21 protein-coding genes are annotated in these 18,552 nt (G+C 39.2%); 6 read left to right on the top strand and 15 right to left on the bottom strand.

From position 1 onward, the window contains the following. Positions 1-58 precede the first annotated feature (58 nt). From NIAKO_RS11225 to NIAKO_RS11215, 3 genes are all read right to left on the bottom strand, one after another. Positions 59-301, bottom strand: a complete 243-nt coding sequence (locus tag NIAKO_RS11225) for an Hsp20/alpha crystallin family protein (protein WP_049815506.1) — start codon at positions 299-301, stop codon at positions 59-61. 90 nt (positions 302-391) lie between these two features. After that, positions 392-1,057: a BON domain-containing protein gene (locus tag NIAKO_RS11220; protein WP_014218536.1), complete on the bottom strand. Its 666-nt coding sequence runs from the start codon at positions 1,055-1,057 to the stop codon at positions 392-394. Positions 1,058-1,082: 25 nt separating this feature from the next. Continuing rightward, positions 1,083-1,517, bottom strand: a complete 435-nt coding sequence (locus NIAKO_RS11215; protein ID WP_014218535.1) for an Hsp20/alpha crystallin family protein — start codon at positions 1,515-1,517, stop codon at positions 1,083-1,085. Between the two features lie 571 nt (positions 1,518-2,088). Between NIAKO_RS11215 and NIAKO_RS11210 the strand changes: the two genes are divergently transcribed. Beyond that, positions 2,089-3,231: a sensor histidine kinase gene (locus tag NIAKO_RS11210; protein WP_014218534.1), complete on the top strand. Its 1,143-nt coding sequence runs from the start codon at positions 2,089-2,091 to the stop codon at positions 3,229-3,231. 35 nt (positions 3,232-3,266) lie between these two features. Here NIAKO_RS11210 and NIAKO_RS36625 read toward each other — a convergent pair whose 3' ends face one another. The 6 genes from NIAKO_RS36625 to NIAKO_RS11180 all read right to left on the bottom strand — a co-directional run bounded on the left by NIAKO_RS36625 (position 3,267) and on the right by NIAKO_RS11180 (position 7,444). Then, positions 3,267-3,689: a response regulator gene (locus tag NIAKO_RS36625; protein WP_014218533.1), complete on the bottom strand. Its 423-nt coding sequence runs from the start codon at positions 3,687-3,689 to the stop codon at positions 3,267-3,269. A 99-nt stretch (positions 3,690-3,788) separates the two neighbouring features. Further along, on the bottom strand, positions 3,789-4,361 hold the full coding sequence (locus NIAKO_RS11200) for a DUF4136 domain-containing protein (protein ID WP_014218532.1): 573 nt from the start codon (positions 4,359-4,361) through the stop codon (positions 3,789-3,791). Positions 4,362-4,440: 79 nt separating this feature from the next. Beyond that, complete coding sequence (locus tag NIAKO_RS11195; protein ID WP_014218531.1) at positions 4,441-5,016, bottom strand: HdeD family acid-resistance protein; 576 nt, start codon at positions 5,014-5,016, stop codon at positions 4,441-4,443. A 70-nt stretch (positions 5,017-5,086) separates the two neighbouring features. Then, a complete protein-coding gene (locus NIAKO_RS11190; protein WP_041346635.1) occupies positions 5,087-5,410 on the bottom strand; it encodes a hypothetical protein in 324 nt (107 codons plus the stop codon). A gap of 48 nt (positions 5,411-5,458) precedes the next feature. Next, positions 5,459-6,058, bottom strand: a complete 600-nt coding sequence (locus tag NIAKO_RS11185) for a YfdX family protein (protein WP_041346634.1) — start codon at positions 6,056-6,058, stop codon at positions 5,459-5,461. 627 nt (positions 6,059-6,685) lie between these two features. Further along, the gene (locus NIAKO_RS11180; protein ID WP_014218530.1) at positions 6,686-7,444 is read right to left on the bottom strand and encodes a hypothetical protein; all 759 of its coding nucleotides are present in this window, start codon (positions 7,442-7,444) and stop codon (positions 6,686-6,688) included. A 1,175-nt stretch (positions 7,445-8,619) separates the two neighbouring features. Between NIAKO_RS11180 and NIAKO_RS11170 the strand changes: the two genes are divergently transcribed. Both NIAKO_RS11170 and NIAKO_RS11165 read left to right on the top strand, forming a co-directional pair. Continuing rightward, positions 8,620-9,087: a redoxin domain-containing protein gene (locus tag NIAKO_RS11170; RefSeq protein ID WP_014218529.1), complete on the top strand. Its 468-nt coding sequence runs from the start codon at positions 8,620-8,622 to the stop codon at positions 9,085-9,087. Between the two features lie 2 nt (positions 9,088-9,089). Next, the gene (locus tag NIAKO_RS11165) at positions 9,090-9,620 is read left to right on the top strand and encodes a DsbA family protein (protein ID WP_014218528.1); all 531 of its coding nucleotides are present in this window, start codon (positions 9,090-9,092) and stop codon (positions 9,618-9,620) included. Between the two features lie 285 nt (positions 9,621-9,905). On the opposite strand, the gene NIAKO_RS11160 is transcribed toward NIAKO_RS11165, so the two are convergent. From NIAKO_RS11160 to NIAKO_RS11140, 4 genes are all read right to left on the bottom strand, one after another. Further along, complete coding sequence (locus NIAKO_RS11160; RefSeq protein WP_014218527.1) at positions 9,906-10,808, bottom strand: helix-turn-helix domain-containing protein; 903 nt, start codon at positions 10,806-10,808, stop codon at positions 9,906-9,908. A gap of 12 nt (positions 10,809-10,820) precedes the next feature. After that, positions 10,821-11,606 (bottom strand): SDR family oxidoreductase, encoded by a 786-nt coding sequence (locus NIAKO_RS11155; protein WP_014218526.1) that lies wholly within the window; start codon positions 11,604-11,606, stop codon positions 10,821-10,823. Positions 11,607-12,358: 752 nt separating this feature from the next. Then, positions 12,359-13,468, bottom strand: a complete 1,110-nt coding sequence (locus NIAKO_RS11145; protein WP_014218525.1) for a VIT1/CCC1 transporter family protein — start codon at positions 13,466-13,468, stop codon at positions 12,359-12,361. Positions 13,469-13,553: 85 nt separating this feature from the next. After that, positions 13,554-13,817 carry a hypothetical protein gene (locus tag NIAKO_RS11140; RefSeq protein WP_014218524.1) on the bottom strand — a complete coding sequence of 88 codons (264 nt, stop codon included), beginning with the start codon at positions 13,815-13,817 and terminating at the stop codon, positions 13,554-13,556. Between the two features lie 268 nt (positions 13,818-14,085). Here NIAKO_RS11140 and NIAKO_RS11135 point away from each other — a divergent pair, with 268 nt between their 5' ends. From NIAKO_RS11135 to NIAKO_RS11125, 3 genes are all read left to right on the top strand, one after another. Beyond that, positions 14,086-14,670 carry a hypothetical protein gene (locus NIAKO_RS11135; protein ID WP_014218523.1) on the top strand — a complete coding sequence of 195 codons (585 nt, stop codon included), beginning with the start codon at positions 14,086-14,088 and terminating at the stop codon, positions 14,668-14,670. A 50-nt stretch (positions 14,671-14,720) separates the two neighbouring features. Further along, entirely contained in the window at positions 14,721-14,990 is a 270-nt protein-coding gene (locus NIAKO_RS11130) for a hypothetical protein (protein ID WP_014218522.1), read from the top strand. A 217-nt stretch (positions 14,991-15,207) separates the two neighbouring features. After that, on the top strand, positions 15,208-16,608 hold the full coding sequence (locus tag NIAKO_RS11125) for an alpha-L-fucosidase (protein WP_014218521.1): 1,401 nt from the start codon (positions 15,208-15,210) through the stop codon (positions 16,606-16,608). A 69-nt stretch (positions 16,609-16,677) separates the two neighbouring features. Here the strand turns inward: NIAKO_RS11125 and NIAKO_RS11120 are convergent, their stop codons facing one another. Together NIAKO_RS11120 and NIAKO_RS11115 are read right to left on the bottom strand one after the other, a co-directional pair. Next, a complete protein-coding gene (locus NIAKO_RS11120) occupies positions 16,678-17,481 on the bottom strand; it encodes a helix-turn-helix domain-containing protein (protein WP_014218520.1) in 804 nt (267 codons plus the stop codon). A 14-nt stretch (positions 17,482-17,495) separates the two neighbouring features. After that, complete coding sequence (locus tag NIAKO_RS11115; protein WP_014218519.1) at positions 17,496-18,398, bottom strand: SDR family NAD(P)-dependent oxidoreductase; 903 nt, start codon at positions 18,396-18,398, stop codon at positions 17,496-17,498. Positions 18,399-18,552: the final 154 nt, after the last annotated feature.

Genomic DNA, 18,552 nt, shown 5'->3' with positions numbered 1-18,552 from the left:
TCGAAAAAAGCCCCGCCAACTCAGTAGCGGGACTCGAAGAAAGACAAACACCAACTGCTTATTTAACCATAATATGTTTTGACAATGTTGCTTTTTTAGCTTCTTCGGTCTTGGGAAGTTTAATGCGCAATACTCCATCTTCATACACAGCTTCGATCTTGTCTTTAATAACTTCTTCAGGCAATGTAAAGCTACGGCTGAAAGAAGAGTAATTATACTCCTTACGGGTATAACGTTCGTCTTTTTCTTCCTTTTTTTCTTCTTTTCGCAACTGATCAAATCTTCCTTGGTAATGTTCCATCTTACATCTGTTGGGCTGTTATGTAAAGCACCCGATATACATCGGGCGCCTTGTGATTTATTTGCCTGAAAAAACAAAAGTTTAAAATTATCAGGCAAACACTTCCGTATCAATTTCGATTTCATTCTTAACTTTCATTACCCCGGGCGCCAACCAGGCTTCTCTTTCCGCTTCTTTCATTTCTGCCCAGGAACGAACCTTTCCTCTCAGGGTTACAGTACTGCCATCAACGTCTATCTGGATCCTGTCTGAATCAAAAGTGGCACTTCGAAGAAAGGCCGATTTGATCTTTTGTTTGATATCGGCAGGAGATGCTTTGGGCGCAACCCTGATGTTGTTGCTGACGCCCATCACACCTTCCAGTTTTTCAACCGCTTTACGGGCAGAATTTTTCTGAAATTCCCATTCCACATCACCTTCCAGGGTCACCCAGCCATTTTCTACTTTCACCTTTATCTTATCCTTGGGTATCAAAACCGACCATTTAAACGCGTTCTGAATGGCTTCGGCAATTTCAGTATCCTTTCTTTTTCCGCTTTCAGATAAGTTTACTTCGATCTTTTGCACAACGGCTGTTACTCCTGAAACTTTTTTAACTGTGTTCTCAGCTGCAAGCTTTTTCCAGTAAGAATCGACTACGCCGGTTAGGGTTACTATCCCGTTTTTTACCGAAACGCCAATTTCGCTGGTGCTTAGATAAGGATCCCATTTCAGTTCATCCTGAACATCGTTCAGAATTTCGCGATCTGTTTTCATGTTAACCTCCATTTTTAATTGGTCATTAATTAATAGAAATTTCTTTAGATGATTTCAACTGCATATCTGTTTTGGGTAGTTTGATCTTAAGTATCCCATCTTCAAAATGGGCATCAATATGGCCGCTATCTATATTGTCGGGCAAACGAAAGCTACGGGTGAATGCGCTGTAACTATATTCCCGGCGGGTATATTCCTTGTTTTTTTCCTCTTCAGATTCTGTTTTGTTTTCCGCACTGATCGTAAGAATATCGTCGTTGATTTTAATTTTTATATCATCTTTTTTAAAGCCGGGAACTGCAAGATCAACATTAAATTCTTTTTCATCTTCTGAAATGTTTACAGCGGGGAAGCCGCTTTCCAGGCGAGTCATCCAATTGCCGTCGAAGAAACTGCTGATATTAAAAAAGTCTCTGAGCATGGGAAGAGATACCGAACTGCTTTTTGTGATGTTTGACATAAATACACTCCTTTATGGGTTTTAATTTTTAATGATATTATTACCATCAGAATAAAATATTCTTATCGCTGTGTGCATTGACAGCACATCTTTTAGCATCACGGTTTCAATTAAATAAAAGGTCTTTAAAAAGGGGTATTTTGAAATGCTTTTCAGTACATCATGAAGTCTTTGTATTAACAGGTACTATTAAGAAGGGAAACAAAGGAATGTGCTGTGCAGAAGATGTATTGACAAATGCAATATATAGAGTTGCATATTTGTGGTACAAAGATAAATATGTTAAAAATCAAAAAACAAATTTTTATTCATTTTTTTATAAAATACCCGGCACAGTCTTTTATTTCAGCTTTCAGGATTTAAGATCCAGAAAATCCAAGCCAATGTGTTATTTTAAGTATTTTTACATGAATTTTATTTACGGGTTGATTCCCGAAACTACATCTACTTCCTTCTTTAGAAATTGTGAAATATCAGCCTGCTGATTTTACCATCCTCTTTTATTAAATATATTCTTCCTCTGTGTATGCAATTAAAATATTAAAACCTTCATCAAACCTTTCATATACGCATGAAACAGGAAATTTTAAATCAAAAAATATTAAATGCAGTTACAGGTGTAGCTCTTAACAATGTAGCCCTTTTTAAGGCTATATATGATCAACAATTTAACGTTATCGAATTCCATTATTTGCCAATAATCTCAGAAAATATAAAACTCACTGACGAATATGAAGAACAAATTTCGTTTTTGTCAAAGTATTTGAATGCAAGGGAAACGGGCATGTTTGAAAAGCTGCTGTATCTTATAAAAACAGGAGTAGCTATAGATGATACGCTTTCATATTCCAATGGCAATTCCAATAAATGGTTACATATAGTAGTTCAAAACATCCGGGATATTATTCTTATATCAATGAATGATATTACAGAAAAGAAATTATCAGAAGAAACTATAAGGCAATTAAACAGGTTGCTGGCAATTAAGAGCGAAAAGCTCAAGTTGTTGAATGCTGAACTTAAAACATTTGGCAATACTGCAGCGCATGACTATATCGATACCTTGCGAAGTACTTATATACAACTTGAATTTATTATCCACAACGATGGTAGCAAACTGAGTGATGCAGGCAGGGCAAATATCAGAAGGGCGCAGGCAGGGATACAGAAAATGAAATTGCTCACCGAGGATCTGGTAACATATATGCAAATTCCTGCTCTAAACGATGAAGAATCCCCGGTTAGGTTAAATGAAATATTGGCCAATGTATTGAGGAACATGCATAATATAATAACTGAGACAGGAGCCGAAATAATAATCGATCCCCTGCCAATCATACAAGGCTTTGCCTACCTTCTTTTTTTGCTATTTAGTCATATAATAGCTAATGCAATTAAGTTTAAAAGGGAAAATGAAATTCCGGCTATCCAGATCAGGTGTTGCCAGACCAACGGGGTTCCCGCAAAGGTGTCTTCAACAAATGAAACATACAGTAAGATATCTATAATAGATAATGGAATAGGTTTTGATCAAAAATTTGCTGAGAATATCTTTGCTATCTTTTACCAGCTTAACAACAAATTTAGGGGCTCCGGTGTTGGCCTTGCTATTTGTAAAAAAATAATGTCTGTTCATAATGGATTTATTACTGCAGATAGTGCTCCCGGAAGCGGAACAACCTTTGATTGCTTTTTTCCTCAATTAAAAGAATAAGTAACTATAGCAACGATACCAAAACTGCTTTCCTGCTAATTTCCAGGATTGATCCTGGTGGTAAAATGAAAGTTGAACGCCCGTGATTTTGTAAGAATATTTAGTAATATTTTAGTAAGAGTATTGATCTCATAAGGTTTTTTAATACATAGAAAGGCTCCCAGGGCCATTGCATTTTTAGCCAGGCTGTCAGTGATCGCGGAGGAGTATAGAATAATGGGAACATCGCGGGGGGGTCTTAACTTTTTAATTTCTGTAATAAATTTCAAGCCATTTATTTTAGGCATGTTGTAATCAATAAAAATAAAATCCGGTATTGTATAATACAATAGGTGTAATGCCTTTTCTGCATTTTTAGAAAAAATGCAATCACATTGTAAGTTTGTTCCGTGCAAAGCTTCCATGAACAGATCAAATTCATCATCATCATCATCTACTAAAAGAATAATATACTTCATGGTTACCTGAATTAATTTTTAAAAATCCCCTTACTTCAAAGATATTTGTCCATACGGGCAGCATCATTGCAAGTTTGAAAACAGCATTGATAAAACTTCTTAAACAAATTTTTTGAAAATATCAGCTACGCTTTTCTTTATTTCCTTTTCCGTTAGCATTGCATAGTTGAGTTTTCTTGTTGTCCAGCCCTGCCAAACTACTTTATCTGTGTTTGCATCTACCATAGATATTATAATTGTGCCTTCTTTTACCGGCACCTGGTATGTTTGATATCCAAGGAACTCTGAAGGATAATAGATGTTAATCCAGCGCCCCCTGAAAGGGTTATAGAAAACCCTGGTGAATGGTCTTGTGTAAACAGGATTTGATCGTTCCTCTGTGGATCTTTCTACCAGTACTTCATAACTTATGAGTACATCAGGATGCTGGTCCGTTTCTTTCCAACCTTTTTTAGCCAGCTGTTGGTTTACAGTCTTGCGCATACTAATATCTAAATATGCGGTTGGCTTTGCAACATTATCCTGTTCATTTTCTTTGGTATCTACCCAGGAATAGGTTTGATAGGTTGACAGGTTTACGGCCGGATCCTTTTGTATGTGTACCGGATTGGAGCAGGATAATGCTAAAAAATGAAATAAAGCTACCCCCAATATAAAATAACTGAACTTCATAAAACCCTCCTTTGATTATTATTGAAGCTATAGATAGTACAATGCGGGTGTATGTGACTAATCACTATTCGGGTAGTGATTAGTCGATCCCATTTTTGCCAGAACTCTGCGGTTCCTTTTTTAGTTGTATGGTCAGAATGATATTGAAAATGCCAGCTACTATAAAAGCCAGTCCTGTCCAGGTGACAATGGTCACAGCACCCAACACCGGGTTGATCATAATAAGAATAGCAAAAAATATCAGTAGAATACCTCCTGTGATCATCCAGGCTGTACTGCCTACGTTCCTGACAATGCCTGAAAAACTTAACATCGTAATACCCCTGAATAAAAACCAGAAACTGACGAGAAATGGTAAAACCGCCATACTGATCCCAATATCCAGTATTAAGATGATTCCCAGAATAAGATCAATAAGAGAGGCCGCCAACCGCCATCCCCATCCTTTTATTTTACGGGTCGAGAGAGTAAAGGTTAATTCTAATATGCCGGTAAAAAGCATCGTAACGCCAAAGAAAATACTTAAGGTTACATAGCTTTCCAGGGGATAACGAAAAGTAAGTACCCCTGCAATTATAAATAACAGGCCACGCAAAAGGAAGATCCACCAATAGCGAACATTCCTGCCAGCGACTGGAACAATCGTAGTAGTCATAATAGTAGTATCTAAAGAAACAAATGATAATGTACTTCAACCGATAAAACCATGTATCGGTAAAGTTTAGCTACTTTTTGGTTTCGGTTTCTGGCGTAATTCGGTTTTTAAATGCGGAAAGCTTTTTTCTTAAATTGCCGATCAGGCTTTTGTTATCAGCGTTCTTCTCTTTCACATCTTTCCTTACATTTTTTATTGCATCATACAATTCTTCAAACTCCTTATCCCGTTTTCCATAACCCAGCTCTTCTGCAAAGCGAATTTGATAGTCTGCATTCTCAAGGAATGCATCGATGGCTACTTCATTAGTATTTTTTGCGGTAATCAACGAGTCTGCTGTTGCCAGCATCAGTTCAGCCCGTATCAAAGGCAATGGGATATACCTTTCCTGCACTACGATAGTATTAAGAGCCGTATTTAATATAAGCGCAGCCTCGGTAGCTTACTTTTCCTTCGACAGTTCCACCGCTTCCTTTAAAGCTGCGGGATAGGTTTGCAATGGAATGCTTGAAGTGCTGATGTAAATTTCGCTAACAAGCAAATTGGCTAATCTTCTTGCATCTTGCAGGTATCCCTTATCTATAAGGTCTTCAACTTCATTCCTGGCATCATTAAGGGTTTGCAGATCTGCAACCAGGTCCCGTACAGTAACATCCCTTGTTAGTGGCACCAATCCATTACCACGGTTTTTGCTGGTTACAACTTCCGATTTCCCTATTGCGTTTTCAATGGCTTTCGTCGCAGCTGCATAGTTACTATCGAGCAGATGGCGAATGGCATTATGTGTTTCGGCAATTACTATTGCTGCTTCCCCTGTAATAGATTCATTGGAAATTAATAATGCATCATGAATTTCTTTATTGATTTGATCCTGTACTTTCCGGGGTGAAAGATTTGTTGCGGGTGGTTTTGAAATATTGGATTTCGGATTGCTTGTTCGGCCCGGTGATTCACTTTTAATTGCCGGTGTTTTATTTTCTTTGCACGATAACAAATATTCCGTAGAAAATAGGATCGCAATTAAGACTAATATCTTTTTCATACAACCTCCCAGAATTAAATAATAAAAATTATTGTTTAAATCCCTATGGTAATTAAGGAATGGCGCACAGTATCGGTAAGAATAGTGTGTTTACACAGGAAGACTAATTCTTTTAAAAAAATGGTGAGATAAATTAAATGCCACGTTGATTGAGGATAACGTATTGATCACTTAACAGCAGGATGTAATGACAGATACAGGGTAGAATGAGTGCTTATTCGTGATACAAAACTAAAACTATTGAAATCAAAATAAAAAGATTTACCCCCTATTTTTTAAAATAATTTTTACTGTTGCCCGACATCAGCAAGCCGGCGCTCATAACAAATTAAGTTTTAAGATTTAACAACGCATCATACAAAAATTGGTTGCAAAGGGGATCTGTTTTTTTGCTGTCTTATCCCCTAGTGTTAATGTTTCATGGTTATAACAATCCTCTGCATAGCGATAACCGCAAGATGGGCAACAAATTACCCAAATTGATTCTTGTTTCTTTCTTGCTTGAGATATTTCAAATTGACATGCTTTACTTTTCAAGGATCCGAAGTCGACTCCATAAAAATCCTTTTATGATAGTTAAGGGCAAAAATCTACGATAGGGGTAAAATGAATAACCTAAACATTTATCTAAATGATTGGTTCCACCTGGTACAATTTATACGTGTCCTCAGTTTTTTTCATTATTGCAAGGGCTTCCTGATGAATCCGCGTGAATTGCTCGCCATTCTCCCCCGATTCTAACGTGTGCCGATTCAGTAATTGCATTTGCCATTTAATTTTGGATTCATAGAAGTACAAAAATTTTCTCGCGAGATAAAATTTCTGTTGTTCCGGTACAATGGACATGGTTAATTGTTCGTGGAATGTGTTGATGAGCAGAAAAAAATACCGGACACCGTATTCAAATTCAATGGTGTCCAGATAAATCTGATCGCCATAATTCTTGATATCATGAGAATAAGCCTCAATGGCATCTCCGCCCTCCAATATACTACCCCTATGAGGGTGGTTCAGTTGGATGGCCAGCAAACCTCTTCGGTATTTTAATTTATAGAACTCGTCTTTTATCTCCGTAAGGTGTTTATCCAGGGTTTCATATTCGCTTTTAATCTGATTTTGCATAATCTCATTGCGCAGTGCCTTCCGCTGGGTCTGGTTTGCTTCTATCTGCTGCTCGAAGGAGAGATATACCAGAATAGCGCCGATCATTCCTACAAAGGGACCTGTTATCCCCCCAATGGAACTACCAATATCTCCTTTCCCGGTAAAGAATTGTAGAACTGCAGGCTGAATCAAAAGAAAAGGTGAAACCACTACCAATAAAATGCCCGATAGCAAGATCCACCTGCTCCTTCTTTTGTACCTCAGGAAATTGTCTTTTTTCATACGTTTTTCCTACGTGCAATATGAGTGCCGAGTGATCATTAGTCCGAACACGTACCACTCAACTACCGATCCATTGTTTCTTCGGGTAAAAAAGGCTCTCCTCTTTCCATTTACTAAACCCATAGTACAGCTCCAGCCCGGTTGAAGATCCACCGTATTTGCCAGATCGGCATCGCCGGAGTTTTTTATGATCAGCTCAAAATGTTGATGTTGTTTCTAAAATAGAAGTATACAATTTCATATCACAGCCAGCAGGATTTATATGACAACAATGTTGAGAGCTTAATATTTTTGAGGTCAACGCGACCTGGCCTCTTCCGGGATTATGTCGGGAAAATTTATTTTTAAAAACACATCGTAAAATTTGGTTTTTTCGTTTTTAATGTCCTTACCTTTGCAGAACGAAAGCAATTGAAATTGCATTTTGTCAATACTGCCGCATCGTGTTGCTACCCTTTTTGTTCGGATTTTTGAAATTCGCATCTCACAAATAAGTATTCTGAGCAGGAACTCCTGAAAGAATATCTGTTTTCTTAATAGCGGTTTTGTCTACCCATTTTCTTATCCATCACATTAAACGTTTTAAAAAAGCGAGCACCTGGTGTTATGTTATGTGTTAACAAACCATACCAGGTGAATACTCTAATTGAGATACCAAAAGTAATCCGTGCTATGCATGTAGCCTCAAAAAATATTTTTTCTGCATCGTTAAAACAAATTAATAAAAAAATAAAAACAAGGGGATGTTTAACATTATTCTGTAAACATTTCGGAAAATGAAAATGGGTACGGCCTGGAGCTTGTTGCTCCCGGTATGGTTTGCATGAAAGAAGCGGCAAGTATTTGTCTACAACAACGCACAAAAGCCAGTGCTTTAAAAGTATTTCCCCGAGGCATTATTTGTTGCTTTAAAAAATCAAGAGGTGTTCATGAAATTCAATAAAATATTGTTTCCCGCAACGTTATATCTATTTGCCTTATGTCGTGCTCAAACCCTATCACTCTTAGTATGACTGATGCAAAAATGCATAAAGTTGTGTGGCATGGCTGGAGAGCCGAGCAACTCAATTATTCAACAATAATGGATAAGGGGACTGCGAAGAGTGTAAGTATATACTCCGGAAACTTGCTTAGGCCCATAATAATCAATTTTTTCATTGCTAAACTGTTTTATTATGTTAGACCAAAATGATATTGCCCCTGATTTTGAATTATACGCCACCCTTGATCAGAAATTCACATTGAAACAATTAAAAGGTAAAAATGTAATAATCGCGTTTTATCCTGCAGACTGGAGCCCCGTATGCGGAGACCAGATGACACTCTATAATGAAATGCTGAACTATTTTAAGAAGTATAATGCGGAACTATTGGGTATTTCTGTTGACAGTAAATGGTGTCATGAGGCTTTTAAGAAGGACAGGAAACTCCATTTTACGTTGCTTGCTGATTTTGAGCCGAAAGGCGATATAGCAAAAAAGTACGGCGTGTATGACAACAGGGAAGGCCAAAGTGAAAGGGCTTTGTTTGTAATGGACACAAATGGGGTAATCCAATGGAGTTATCTGTCACCCATAGGGATCAATCCGGGTGCAGATGGCATTATCACAGCTTTAGAAACCATAACGAATAAAAAACAATGATCATGGCAAAATTAACACCTCCTGTAAATAAAAACGATCACGTTCAGGGTTCTCCTGATGCGGAAATACTATTGGTGGAATATGGCGATTATCAATGCCCTCACTGTGGTGCTGCCCATCCGATAGTGAAGGAAATTCAAAAAAGGCTTGGTAAAAACATAAGCTTTGTATTCAGGAATTTTCCTTTATCCAATCTACATGAGTTGGCGATACCTGCTGCAAAGACTGCAGAAGCTGCAGGCAGGCAGAATAAATTTTGGCAGATGCACGATATGATCTATGAACATCAAACACAACTTAGCCAATTTGCGCTTTTGAAATTCGCCGAAGAGCTCAAGCTAAATATCATTGAGTTGAAGAGAGACCTTGCAGACAAATCACTTCTTGAAAAAATAGAATCAGATTTTGAGAGCGGTATGCGAAGCGGTGTGAATGGAACGCCTTCATTTTTTATCAATGGCTATAAATACAATGGCGGTTATGATTTTACTTCGTTGTATAGCGCTCTTGAAAAAAACTATATAAGTAAATAGTAGTTAACAAAAAGCCAGTGCTTTAAAAGTATTGGCTTCGAGGCATTAAATGAGTATCGGTCGTCATATAATCTCAAATACAACATATAAAATAAAAGCCCGCTTTTGGAGCGAGCTTTTTACATTTCCTTAACAGTCGGGCCGGCTGGACAATTGTCTAACCTATTTCTGGATAATTTAACAGATATTCAACCATTTAAGAATATAGTAAGTTTCAATAAATAATATTGTTATACCAGCAATCAGCACCGGATGTTATATTCCAATCATACGTGGTAGTATAAGTCAATTAAACGACCGCCTGAATTCCAGTGGTGAAAGATTGGTTTTTGTTTTGAAAAGTTTGTTGAATGACTGAGAATGTTCGAACCCCAATTGATAAGCAATTTCGCTTACTGATAAATCAGTGGTGGATAGTTTTTCCTTTGCTTTTTCAATGAGTTTATTTTGTATGTGCTGTTGCGTGGTTTGCCCTGTCAATTGTTTCAGCAAATTGCTTAAATACTTAGTAGATATAGTTAGTTTTTCCGCAACATATTGAACAGACGGCAACCCTTTTGATAGTATATCTTCACTATTGAAATAATCGTTCAACAGATCTTCCAAACGTTCTAAGATCTTGTGGTTTGTTATTTTTCGGGTAATGAATTGCCGCTCGTAAAATCGTCGTGAATATGTAAGTAGTAATTCTAATTGTGCAATTATTACATCCTGGCTAAACTTATCAATGTTTGCATTGTACTCCTGCTGAATGTTTTGAATAATTCCATTGAGGATCGTTTCTTCATTTTCTGAAAGAAACAATGCTTCATTTACTGAATAATTAAAAAACTCGTATTGTTTAATCTTTTTTGCCAGCGACGTATTCCATAAAAAATCAGGATGCAGGAATAAGATCCAGCCCGAACGTTCTTTATCTGAGGTTTCTTCTGCGCTCAACACCTGGTTGGGTGCTAAAAAATACAAAACGCCTTCGTCAAAATCATATTCCTGTTGACCATAAATCAGTTTATTGACTCCTCTCTTAAGCGATATGGAATAGAAATCAAATACAGCACTAACGCCTGCCGGTGCTTGAACCTGTGTATAGTCAACGACACTGATCAGGGGATGTTTAGGCGTAGGAAGCGCCAGCACCCGGTGTGCCTGAGTTATGGTTTTTACTCTGGCAGGTGTTCCATTTATCATATAACAAATATACTATTTTGATTTCCGCTTTCCTTTTTCTACAGCTCCATCCATAAAATTCAGGAAAAACCGAGGCGCAATTCTCCCCATTAATTTCAGCACTTTTGCCATTCCCGGCAATATTTCTGCTTTGTCTTTCAGAATTCCCTGAATAGCAACCCTTACCATTTTGTCCACTTTCATATTCTGTACGGTACTTCCCATATCCACGTTTGAAAATGCGTTTAGAAGTGGTGTTTCGGTAGAAGGGGGCGCAACTTCAAAGATTTTGACATTGGTGTGTTTCAGTTGTAAACGCAATATCTGAGTATAAGAATGGATCCCTGCTTTTGTAGCACTGTAAACAGGAGAGAGCGGAAATGGAATAAATGCCAATCCCGATGAAATATTTACGATGGCAGCTGCGCTTTTCTTTTTTAAATGCGGCAGGAACTGATGGACCATGCGGATCGTTCCCGACAAATTGGTATCAATTTCTTCAGTGATGTTCCCCAGATCCATACTTGTATCCTGCAAGTCCATGTTTCGCATAATACCTGCATTATTGATAATAATGTTCAGTGCGGGAAATTCCTTTGTGATATTGTTGTACAATTGTCCGATCTCTTTGGAATCGCTTACATCGCTTTTTACGGTATGTATGTGGGGAAACTGCTGTTTAATCTGTTCTAATTTTGAACCATCCCGCCCTGTAATAATAATTTTTGTTACGTTATGTTGGCTAAGTTGTTTCAAAAACTCCAGGCCTATTCCGCTTGAGCCTCCTGTAATAAGAATTGTGCTGTTTGCTAATTGCATTGTTTATTGTTTTAACAATGCAAAATTCATTTACAATCAGCATACGGTTGTAGCCCAAAGTTTCAAAGTTGTAGCCCAAAGGGAAGATTTTTGCTTAGTATGCTGCCAGCGATTAAAGCACCTGGTTGTTTAATTAATTTTACTATCCTTCAATTTCCAGAGGTGGGCTACCCGAGCTTCAAAATATTTACCAGTTTGCCTAGGAAATACAATTTAAATGATTGTTACCACAATTCCTGGTTACTATAATTATAGCAAGTCATCATCCAGAACGCTGCCGAAAAAGGCAATGAATACCGATATAGGAATAACTTCTGCCTTGCAGTCCTGTACGTTTGCTCCACCAATGATCAAATGTTACTCAGGTGCTGCAAGCAGTTTATCGGTGATAAAAGTGGAATCGGTTAATATTTTAGAAATTCAACCAGGTAATACTTTTCAGCATTACTAAGTGGTATTTTATTTTTTAATAAGGGATCAGGTGCGGGGCTATTTTGTACACCCGTGCCGTAAAAATCAAGCACACTGGTAATCTAGGAAAAACGGCCGTCGTATTTATAAAGACGTGTTCATAAGGAAATGTAAGGCCCACATTGCGCAGGCTCGGTACTTTAAATTTCAGCGAACCCAAAACAGAGTTGACTCATACAGGTAAATAAAAAGAATGAAAACACTTTTTTATACCCTTAAAAACTATTTGTCTTGAAACCAACATCTCAAATAATGGAAGGGTATGCTTATATATACTGAAATTATCCAGCTACCGAAACACCAATCAATTTTCCAATTCCAAAAGTAATAGCTGCTGCAATTAAACCAAAAAGCACCTGCCTGAATCCCGAGAACCAAATACTTTTACCCGTGAATAATGTAATGGCAGAACCAATTAAAAATAAACCCGCTGCACTGCTGATAACACTAATAATTATTGCCGTTACGCCCCTGGTAAACATAAAAGGAATAACCGGTATTACAGCCCCAATAGCAAAAAGTATAAACGAATAAACAGCCGCTTCCAGGGCAGAACCTTTTAGTTCTTCTACATTTATACCTAACTCTTCTTTCACCAATACCTCATGGGCATCACTTTTATTCATCATAATATCGGCAGCCATGGCGTGCGCCTGGTCTTCAGGAATTCCTTTGGCAATATAAATTAATGCCAGTTCCTTTTGTTCTCCTTCAGGATTCGTTTCTAGTTCTTCCATTTCCAACTGCATCTGGTTTTCATGCAATTCCTGCGAACTTTTAACAGAAATCCACTCGCCCAAAGCCATGGATAATGCACCGGCTAATAATCCTGCAACCCCGGCTAACAAAACACCTGAGCCGCCCGTAGTCGCCCCAGCAATTCCCATCACTAAGCTAAAGTTAGAAACCAGACCATCATTGCCTCCAAGTACCGCCGCTCTTAATGCATTGCCGCCAACAGAGCGGTGTCTGCTTTCAAATTTTGCAAGACTTCTTCCTGTAACTTTAGATTCATTTTCTAAGAGCGACCTTAATATTTTGACGTGGTTTGTTTCGCTGCCGGTAATAGGTAGCTTATTTTTATTTTTTGCATTAACAACTGCATTGGAAATACTTTTTTCTGTATCCATCAATACACCCAATACATAGTCGTAACCCAAAACTTTACCAATGATATTAAGTGTTTTAGCCCTGAAAGATGGTGGTGGAAATGCCGCAATTGAACCCGGGTTCATTTTTTTCAAAAATGCTTCTGCATGGCTTTTTTCAATAGCACTCATTTGTCTGAAAACACTGGCAACTGTTGCATCAGATTCGGCCGCTGCTAATTTTGTATACAAAAAGCAGGCATCCACTTCTGTTTGAAGATTCTTGCTTGAAGGATTAGCCATTTCTTTGATATTTTTAAGAAGAAAAATGGAATTTCTCAATAAGATGAAGGATTCCGGTGGTTATATCTGAATATTAAAGCGGTCTTTAATCATCGTCTTTTTCTCCTCCTCTGGCGTTGTATTGAATTGCACCAACAGATATTTCCGTATGTCTTATCTGACCACCAAGGTAGCCTGTTTTGGCAACCAGTCCAAAACTGACAAGCGAAAGAACAAATATGCTTAGGGACGTTGCTCGTCTCAACGAGGTTTTAAACCAGCTTACTACTAAGGCTATCACCGAAATGGTCCCCAGCGCCATCAAGCTTATCAAGGCGTACATAGCTGCATCTTCATGCATTTCGATCATACGGATTTTAGATGCCCAGATTCAAATTCAAAAACTTAAGTAATAATTTGGGTCCAATATTTATCACTTGAATGATTGTCCAAACGCTATTGGAGAAAAAACTAAGCTAGCTAAAAAATTATGTGAGTGAACCCCGTATTGGTGTATTTTCTTGATCGTGACTAATAAAAAGTATATTTATCAGCAATCAAAAACAAACGTTTTATACTTTGCACAAAGATAACGGAACGCATAATGTTTATTTATAATTACAACAGCAAGGACGTTTATGACGAATTCAGAAAAAATAAAGTTGTTAAGACGAAAATTTGTATCGGCCACTAATAATCTGGACACTATCAAAAATGCGGTCAGGGCAAAACAGCCCGTTCCGCTACAGATGGTAGATGAGGTCATTACAGATGTAAATATAATGGGTGCGTTGTTCCCGATACAGTTTGAAGACAGGTATGGAAAAGACGAGGAACCGGTGGTATTAATCAACCTGCGTGATCCGGAAGGTGAGCCAGACCAACAGACCAACGCAGGTCGTCGTATATTGACGGCCTCTTTTGCGCGCATCATTATAGAGAACATTAAATTCGATGCGCTGAACTTGGCAATGGTATACGAACCAGGAAAGGAGATAGTGGAAAAATACAAGCCGTTATTGCTGGAACAGGCTGCCTGGTGTTTGACCCATTTGTTGGAATGGCCAACGTTAGGCGCCTGGGAAGAAGAAAGGCTGGTGATTTATGCCAATCAGCTGGGATATTATACATATACAGGTGAGCAGGATGCCGGTAAGCTGCAGCAGGCATTGGAAGTGTTACAGGTAGGGTATGGTTACTCCGACTGGCGCCAGTACGGCTAGCCGATAGTAATGACTGGATTGAAAATGGCATTTTACCGGAAGGTACAGATATGGAAGCCTTGTTTGGCCTGCCAGAAGAGGCCGAACGTAATGATGGATGTATTTCCCTCGGCTACTCCAGTAGCAGGAACGAATTAGTGCTGGTAGCGAGTGGCGAGTTTGCTGGTGAAGTATGGTCCGATAGGTTGGGATACGGGGCCGCCATGCGCGGTTGTTTTGGCGCCGCCTCAACAGAACGGCTTACCTTACTACCTTTCATAGCAGCTAGTTTGCGCACCCGGGTAGAGAAGGAAGAGGACGACAGCGGCGATTGGTTGTAAAAGGCAAATGATTAGAGGAAAAATCCCGATGGAATCAGGTTGGAATATAAATACCCTAAAGTAATCTGTCCGGGCCTGCTAATGAATTGGAAGAGATGATTATCCAGCCGGTTCCGCCAAAGATGAGCGTAAGCGATTTAATGGGGATACAAGATATCTGTTTTGAAGCCCCTTTTCCGGGGGTACTTATGAATACAAACACAATTTTAATTGATCGATGAAAATCAGCTTCTTAATTAAATCCCTGTTACTGCCGGCCCTGGTGGCGGTGGCTGCTGTTTCACTTGCCCAGGTAAAATCGCAAGAACTGAACGAACTCCAGCAAAGATTTGTAGACCTCAAATTTGGTATGTTCATTCACTTTAATATACCAACTTACTTTAACCAGGACTGGCCTGATCCCGAGGGATCCTCGTCAGCATTCAATCCCACTAAATTAAACGCGGATCAGTGGGCAAAAGCAGCGAAATCTGCTAACATGACCTACGGCTGTCTGACTACCAAACACCACAGCGGCTTTTGCATCTGGGATACCAGGACAACCGACTATAACGTCATGCACTCGCCTTACAAAAAAGATGTCGTGAGGGAATTTGTAAGAGCGTTTCGCGCAAACGGGCTGAAAGTAATGCTTTACTATTCGATTTTGGATACGCACCATAAACTTCGCCCGAACGAGATACAGCAAAAACATATTGAGATGGTGAAGAAACAGTTAACCGAATTACTCACCAATTACGGTCAGATTGAGGCATTGATCATTGACGGCTGGGATGCACCCTGGTCCAGGATCTCTTACGATGATATTCCGTTCGAACAGATTTATAAACTAGTAAAAAAGCTCCAGCCCAACTGTATCCTGATGGATTTAAATGGCGCCAAATATCCCAAAGACGGTCTGTATTATACCGACATCAAAACTTACGAAATGGGCGCTGGTCAGCGCATGTCAAAGGAAATTAACCAGATGCCTTCTCTGGCTTGCCTGCCGTTACAGTCCTCATGGTTCTGGAAAAATGATTTCCCGGAAACAGCCGTGAAAGATCCGGCGAAACTGGTCAGCGAAACCCTGGTGCCTTTGAACAATGCAAACTGTAATTTCATCCTCAATGTTGCCCCGAACCGCGACGGCCAGTTTGATGATAATGCTGTTGCTGCCTTAAAACAAATCGGTCAGTTTTGGCATAATGACGGCTCCAAGGCGGATTTTAAGCCTACGGGCGAACCGATCAGGGCCACTAACCTGGCAAAGCATCAGCCTGCCAATTCCAGTTGGAGTAACGATATGAACATCATGGATTTTGCTAACGATGATGATTTCGGATCATCCTGGCAATCAAACCCTGAAGTGAAAAACCCCTGGTATGAAATTGATTTCAGAGCGCCGCAGACTTTCAACGAAATTGTCATTTTTGAGCAAAAGGCCAATATCAAAAAATATAAACTAGAATATTTTGCCAATAACAAATGGAACCCGCTATTCGACGGCGAGAAGCTGGAACGGGTAAAACTGCACCGCTTCGCCGCAGTTAAAGGAGAAAGGGTGAGAATGCAGATCGAATCGTATGATACTCCGCCGTCAATAGCAGAATTTGGTGTTTACAACGAACCTCGATAATGGCCCGGTCAGCAGATGGAAAGACATCTCCGTCATGGCCAGTGCATAAAGCGAAGGTTGATCGATTTGTCATTTAATTGCTGTTCTTTTGAGGCCTAGCAGTTCGGTTGGACTTAGTCCGAATCGTTTTTTGAAGGCGAATGAAAAATGTGATAGCGTTTCAAAGCCCAGATCAAGATAGATGTCAGATGGCTTTTGCTTTTTCTTTTGAATTAGAAAATGAGCTTCCGATAAGCGCTTGTTCACAAGCCACCGGCTGGGTGTTTGATTAAACGTCTGGGCAAAATCTCTTTTAAATGCCGATAAACTTCTTCCGGTTAAAAATGCGAGCCGGTCAATGCTCACATTGAACTTATAATGCTGCATCATAAATTCTTCGATATTGATCTTTCCGGGAATTCCGTAATCAAAAAACAATCCCGCTAATGCAGGCTGCGACTGCAGAAGTATAATCAATAGCTCTTCACGTTTAACTTCTGCAAAAGGAGTGCTTATCTGACCGTGATCGTAGTAGGGCGTTAATGATCTAATGTAATCCGGCAGTAAGTCACTTTTGCCAATTCGTATAAACGTTTCAGTGGATTTAAATTTCGTTATTGTTGTTTTGTTTCTGTCCTGAAATCGTTTAAGAAAATTGGTATCAAGCGCAAGAATTACTTTCTCTAATTCACTATTTTCCGACATTTTATAATAGCGGCCTAACCGGTTTTTACGCGCTATGCAGCATTGCCCAGGTGTTAATTCTACATGCTTATTCCCATCGTACAATATCACCAAACCTTTTACAACGTATATAAAATAATGTTCGGCAATGAAATGTTCGGTTGAAATTTCATCTACCACGTATCGTAAGCCAGATGTTTCTTTTCTCATGGCAGGTGTAATTATTATACTTTTTTTAGTAGCGCTCTTGTTTCGGCAACAACAAGCTGCTGGAACTTTGGGTCACGTGATAAGGCTGAGCCAGACATTGGCTTACCTTTTTCGTCAAAATAAATACCTGTTTTTCCCGACTTATCAGTAGCCACCCTGGCAATTATGGCTGCAGACTTTTTTGGCGTACTGCTGTATTTTGAGAAGGGAGGGATTACTGACATAAGATGACCGAACAGGAAATGTACGAAGGCATTTACACTTTCAGCGCCTAAACCTGTGCCTCGTGTTATCCCCGGTTCTACGGAATTAAAATGCAATCGCGGATTTTCCCGTGCAAAAGCCATGCAGGAAGCCAGGATGCATTGTTTAGATGTTGCATAGGCATCTATTCCTGCCATTTTGGTGCCGCCTTGTTTCCACTCTCCGCGGGCGCTCGCTTCTGCAGAAATGTAACGACCTCCTTTCATACCCATAATTTTAGCAGGCTTGCGCTCGGGATCTTCTATAGCAGAGGCGATAAAAACCACGTTCGCTCCATCCGGAAGGTGCGATACAAGCGTTTCGGTCAAGGCAAATGCCCCCAAGTGATTCGTAGCGAATGTCATATCCCACCCCTGAGCGTTTTTTTTTACTTTAGGCTGCATAATACCGGCATTGTTGATTAGTCCGCCAATTGGAAGTTGACAATCGATAATTTGCAGAGCAGCATGCCTTACACTTTTAATATCCGAAATATCGCATATAATGGATATTGCCTGTTGTCCCACTTTTTCAATATCCTTTTTTACCTTTTTGAGTTTTTCCTGATTTCTGCCAACCAAAATGACTGTACCATATTTAGCTAACTCCAATGCTGTAGCGTAACCAATACCTGATGTTGGCCCGGTAATGATGTATGCTTTTTTATTTTCCATCTGTGTTTACATTTATGAAGGCAATTTCGACCATAAATTTTTAGCCCGTTTTCCTGAAAAGTCCAAATTTAATGTTCTGGAAAGTCCACATTACAACGACTTACCTTCTCCTTCATAACTCATAATTGCCGAGTCTTATTCCAGGACGAGTCAC

The organism is Niastella koreensis GR20-10 (genome assembly GCF_000246855.1).
Taxonomy (GTDB): Bacteria; Bacteroidota; Bacteroidia; order Chitinophagales; family Chitinophagaceae; genus Niastella; species Niastella koreensis.
The sequence above is the reverse complement of the archived record's forward strand: the minus strand, read 5'-3'. Positions and strand labels throughout refer to the sequence as shown.

Excerpts from the sequence above, each read along its gene's own strand:
- NIAKO_RS11185 (WP_041346634.1), bottom strand. The coding sequence starts at position 6,058 with ATGAAAAAGATATTAGTCTTAATTGCGATCCTATTTTCTACGGAATAT.
- NIAKO_RS11140 (WP_014218524.1), bottom strand. The coding sequence starts at position 13,817 with ATGATCGAAATGCATGAAGATGCAGCTATGTACGCCTTGATAAGCTTG.
- NIAKO_RS11155 (WP_014218526.1), bottom strand. The coding sequence starts at position 11,606 with ATGCAATTAGCAAACAGCACAATTCTTATTACAGGAGGCTCAAGCGGA.
- NIAKO_RS11225 (WP_049815506.1), bottom strand. The coding sequence starts at position 301 with ATGGAACATTACCAAGGAAGATTTGATCAGTTGCGAAAAGAAGAAAAA.
- NIAKO_RS11220 (WP_014218536.1), bottom strand. The coding sequence starts at position 1,057 with ATGAAAACAGATCGCGAAATTCTGAACGATGTTCAGGATGAACTGAAA.
- NIAKO_RS36625 (WP_014218533.1), bottom strand. The coding sequence starts at position 3,689 with ATGAAGTATATTATTCTTTTAGTAGATGATGATGATGATGAATTTGAT.
- NIAKO_RS11200 (WP_014218532.1), bottom strand. The coding sequence starts at position 4,361 with ATGAAGTTCAGTTATTTTATATTGGGGGTAGCTTTATTTCATTTTTTA.
- NIAKO_RS11180 (WP_014218530.1), bottom strand. The coding sequence starts at position 7,444 with ATGAAAAAAGACAATTTCCTGAGGTACAAAAGAAGGAGCAGGTGGATC.
- NIAKO_RS11130 (WP_014218522.1), top strand. The coding sequence starts at position 14,721 with ATGGAAGCCTTGTTTGGCCTGCCAGAAGAGGCCGAACGTAATGATGGA.
- NIAKO_RS11210 (WP_014218534.1), top strand. The coding sequence starts at position 2,089 with ATGAAACAGGAAATTTTAAATCAAAAAATATTAAATGCAGTTACAGGT.
- NIAKO_RS11125 (WP_014218521.1), top strand. The coding sequence starts at position 15,208 with ATGAAAATCAGCTTCTTAATTAAATCCCTGTTACTGCCGGCCCTGGTG.
- NIAKO_RS11165 (WP_014218528.1), top strand. The coding sequence starts at position 9,090 with ATGGCAAAATTAACACCTCCTGTAAATAAAAACGATCACGTTCAGGGT.
- NIAKO_RS11195 (WP_014218531.1), bottom strand. The coding sequence starts at position 5,016 with ATGACTACTACGATTGTTCCAGTCGCTGGCAGGAATGTTCGCTATTGG.
- NIAKO_RS11120 (WP_014218520.1), bottom strand. The coding sequence starts at position 17,481 with ATGAGAAAAGAAACATCTGGCTTACGATACGTGGTAGATGAAATTTCA.
- NIAKO_RS11115 (WP_014218519.1), bottom strand. The coding sequence starts at position 18,398 with ATGGAAAATAAAAAAGCATACATCATTACCGGGCCAACATCAGGTATT.
- NIAKO_RS11215 (WP_014218535.1), bottom strand. The coding sequence starts at position 1,517 with ATGTCAAACATCACAAAAAGCAGTTCGGTATCTCTTCCCATGCTCAGA.
- NIAKO_RS11170 (WP_014218529.1), top strand. The coding sequence starts at position 8,620 with ATGTTAGACCAAAATGATATTGCCCCTGATTTTGAATTATACGCCACC.
- NIAKO_RS11135 (WP_014218523.1), top strand. The coding sequence starts at position 14,086 with ATGACGAATTCAGAAAAAATAAAGTTGTTAAGACGAAAATTTGTATCG.
- NIAKO_RS11145 (WP_014218525.1), bottom strand. The coding sequence starts at position 13,468 with ATGGCTAATCCTTCAAGCAAGAATCTTCAAACAGAAGTGGATGCCTGC.
- NIAKO_RS11160 (WP_014218527.1), bottom strand. The coding sequence starts at position 10,808 with ATGATAAATGGAACACCTGCCAGAGTAAAAACCATAACTCAGGCACAC.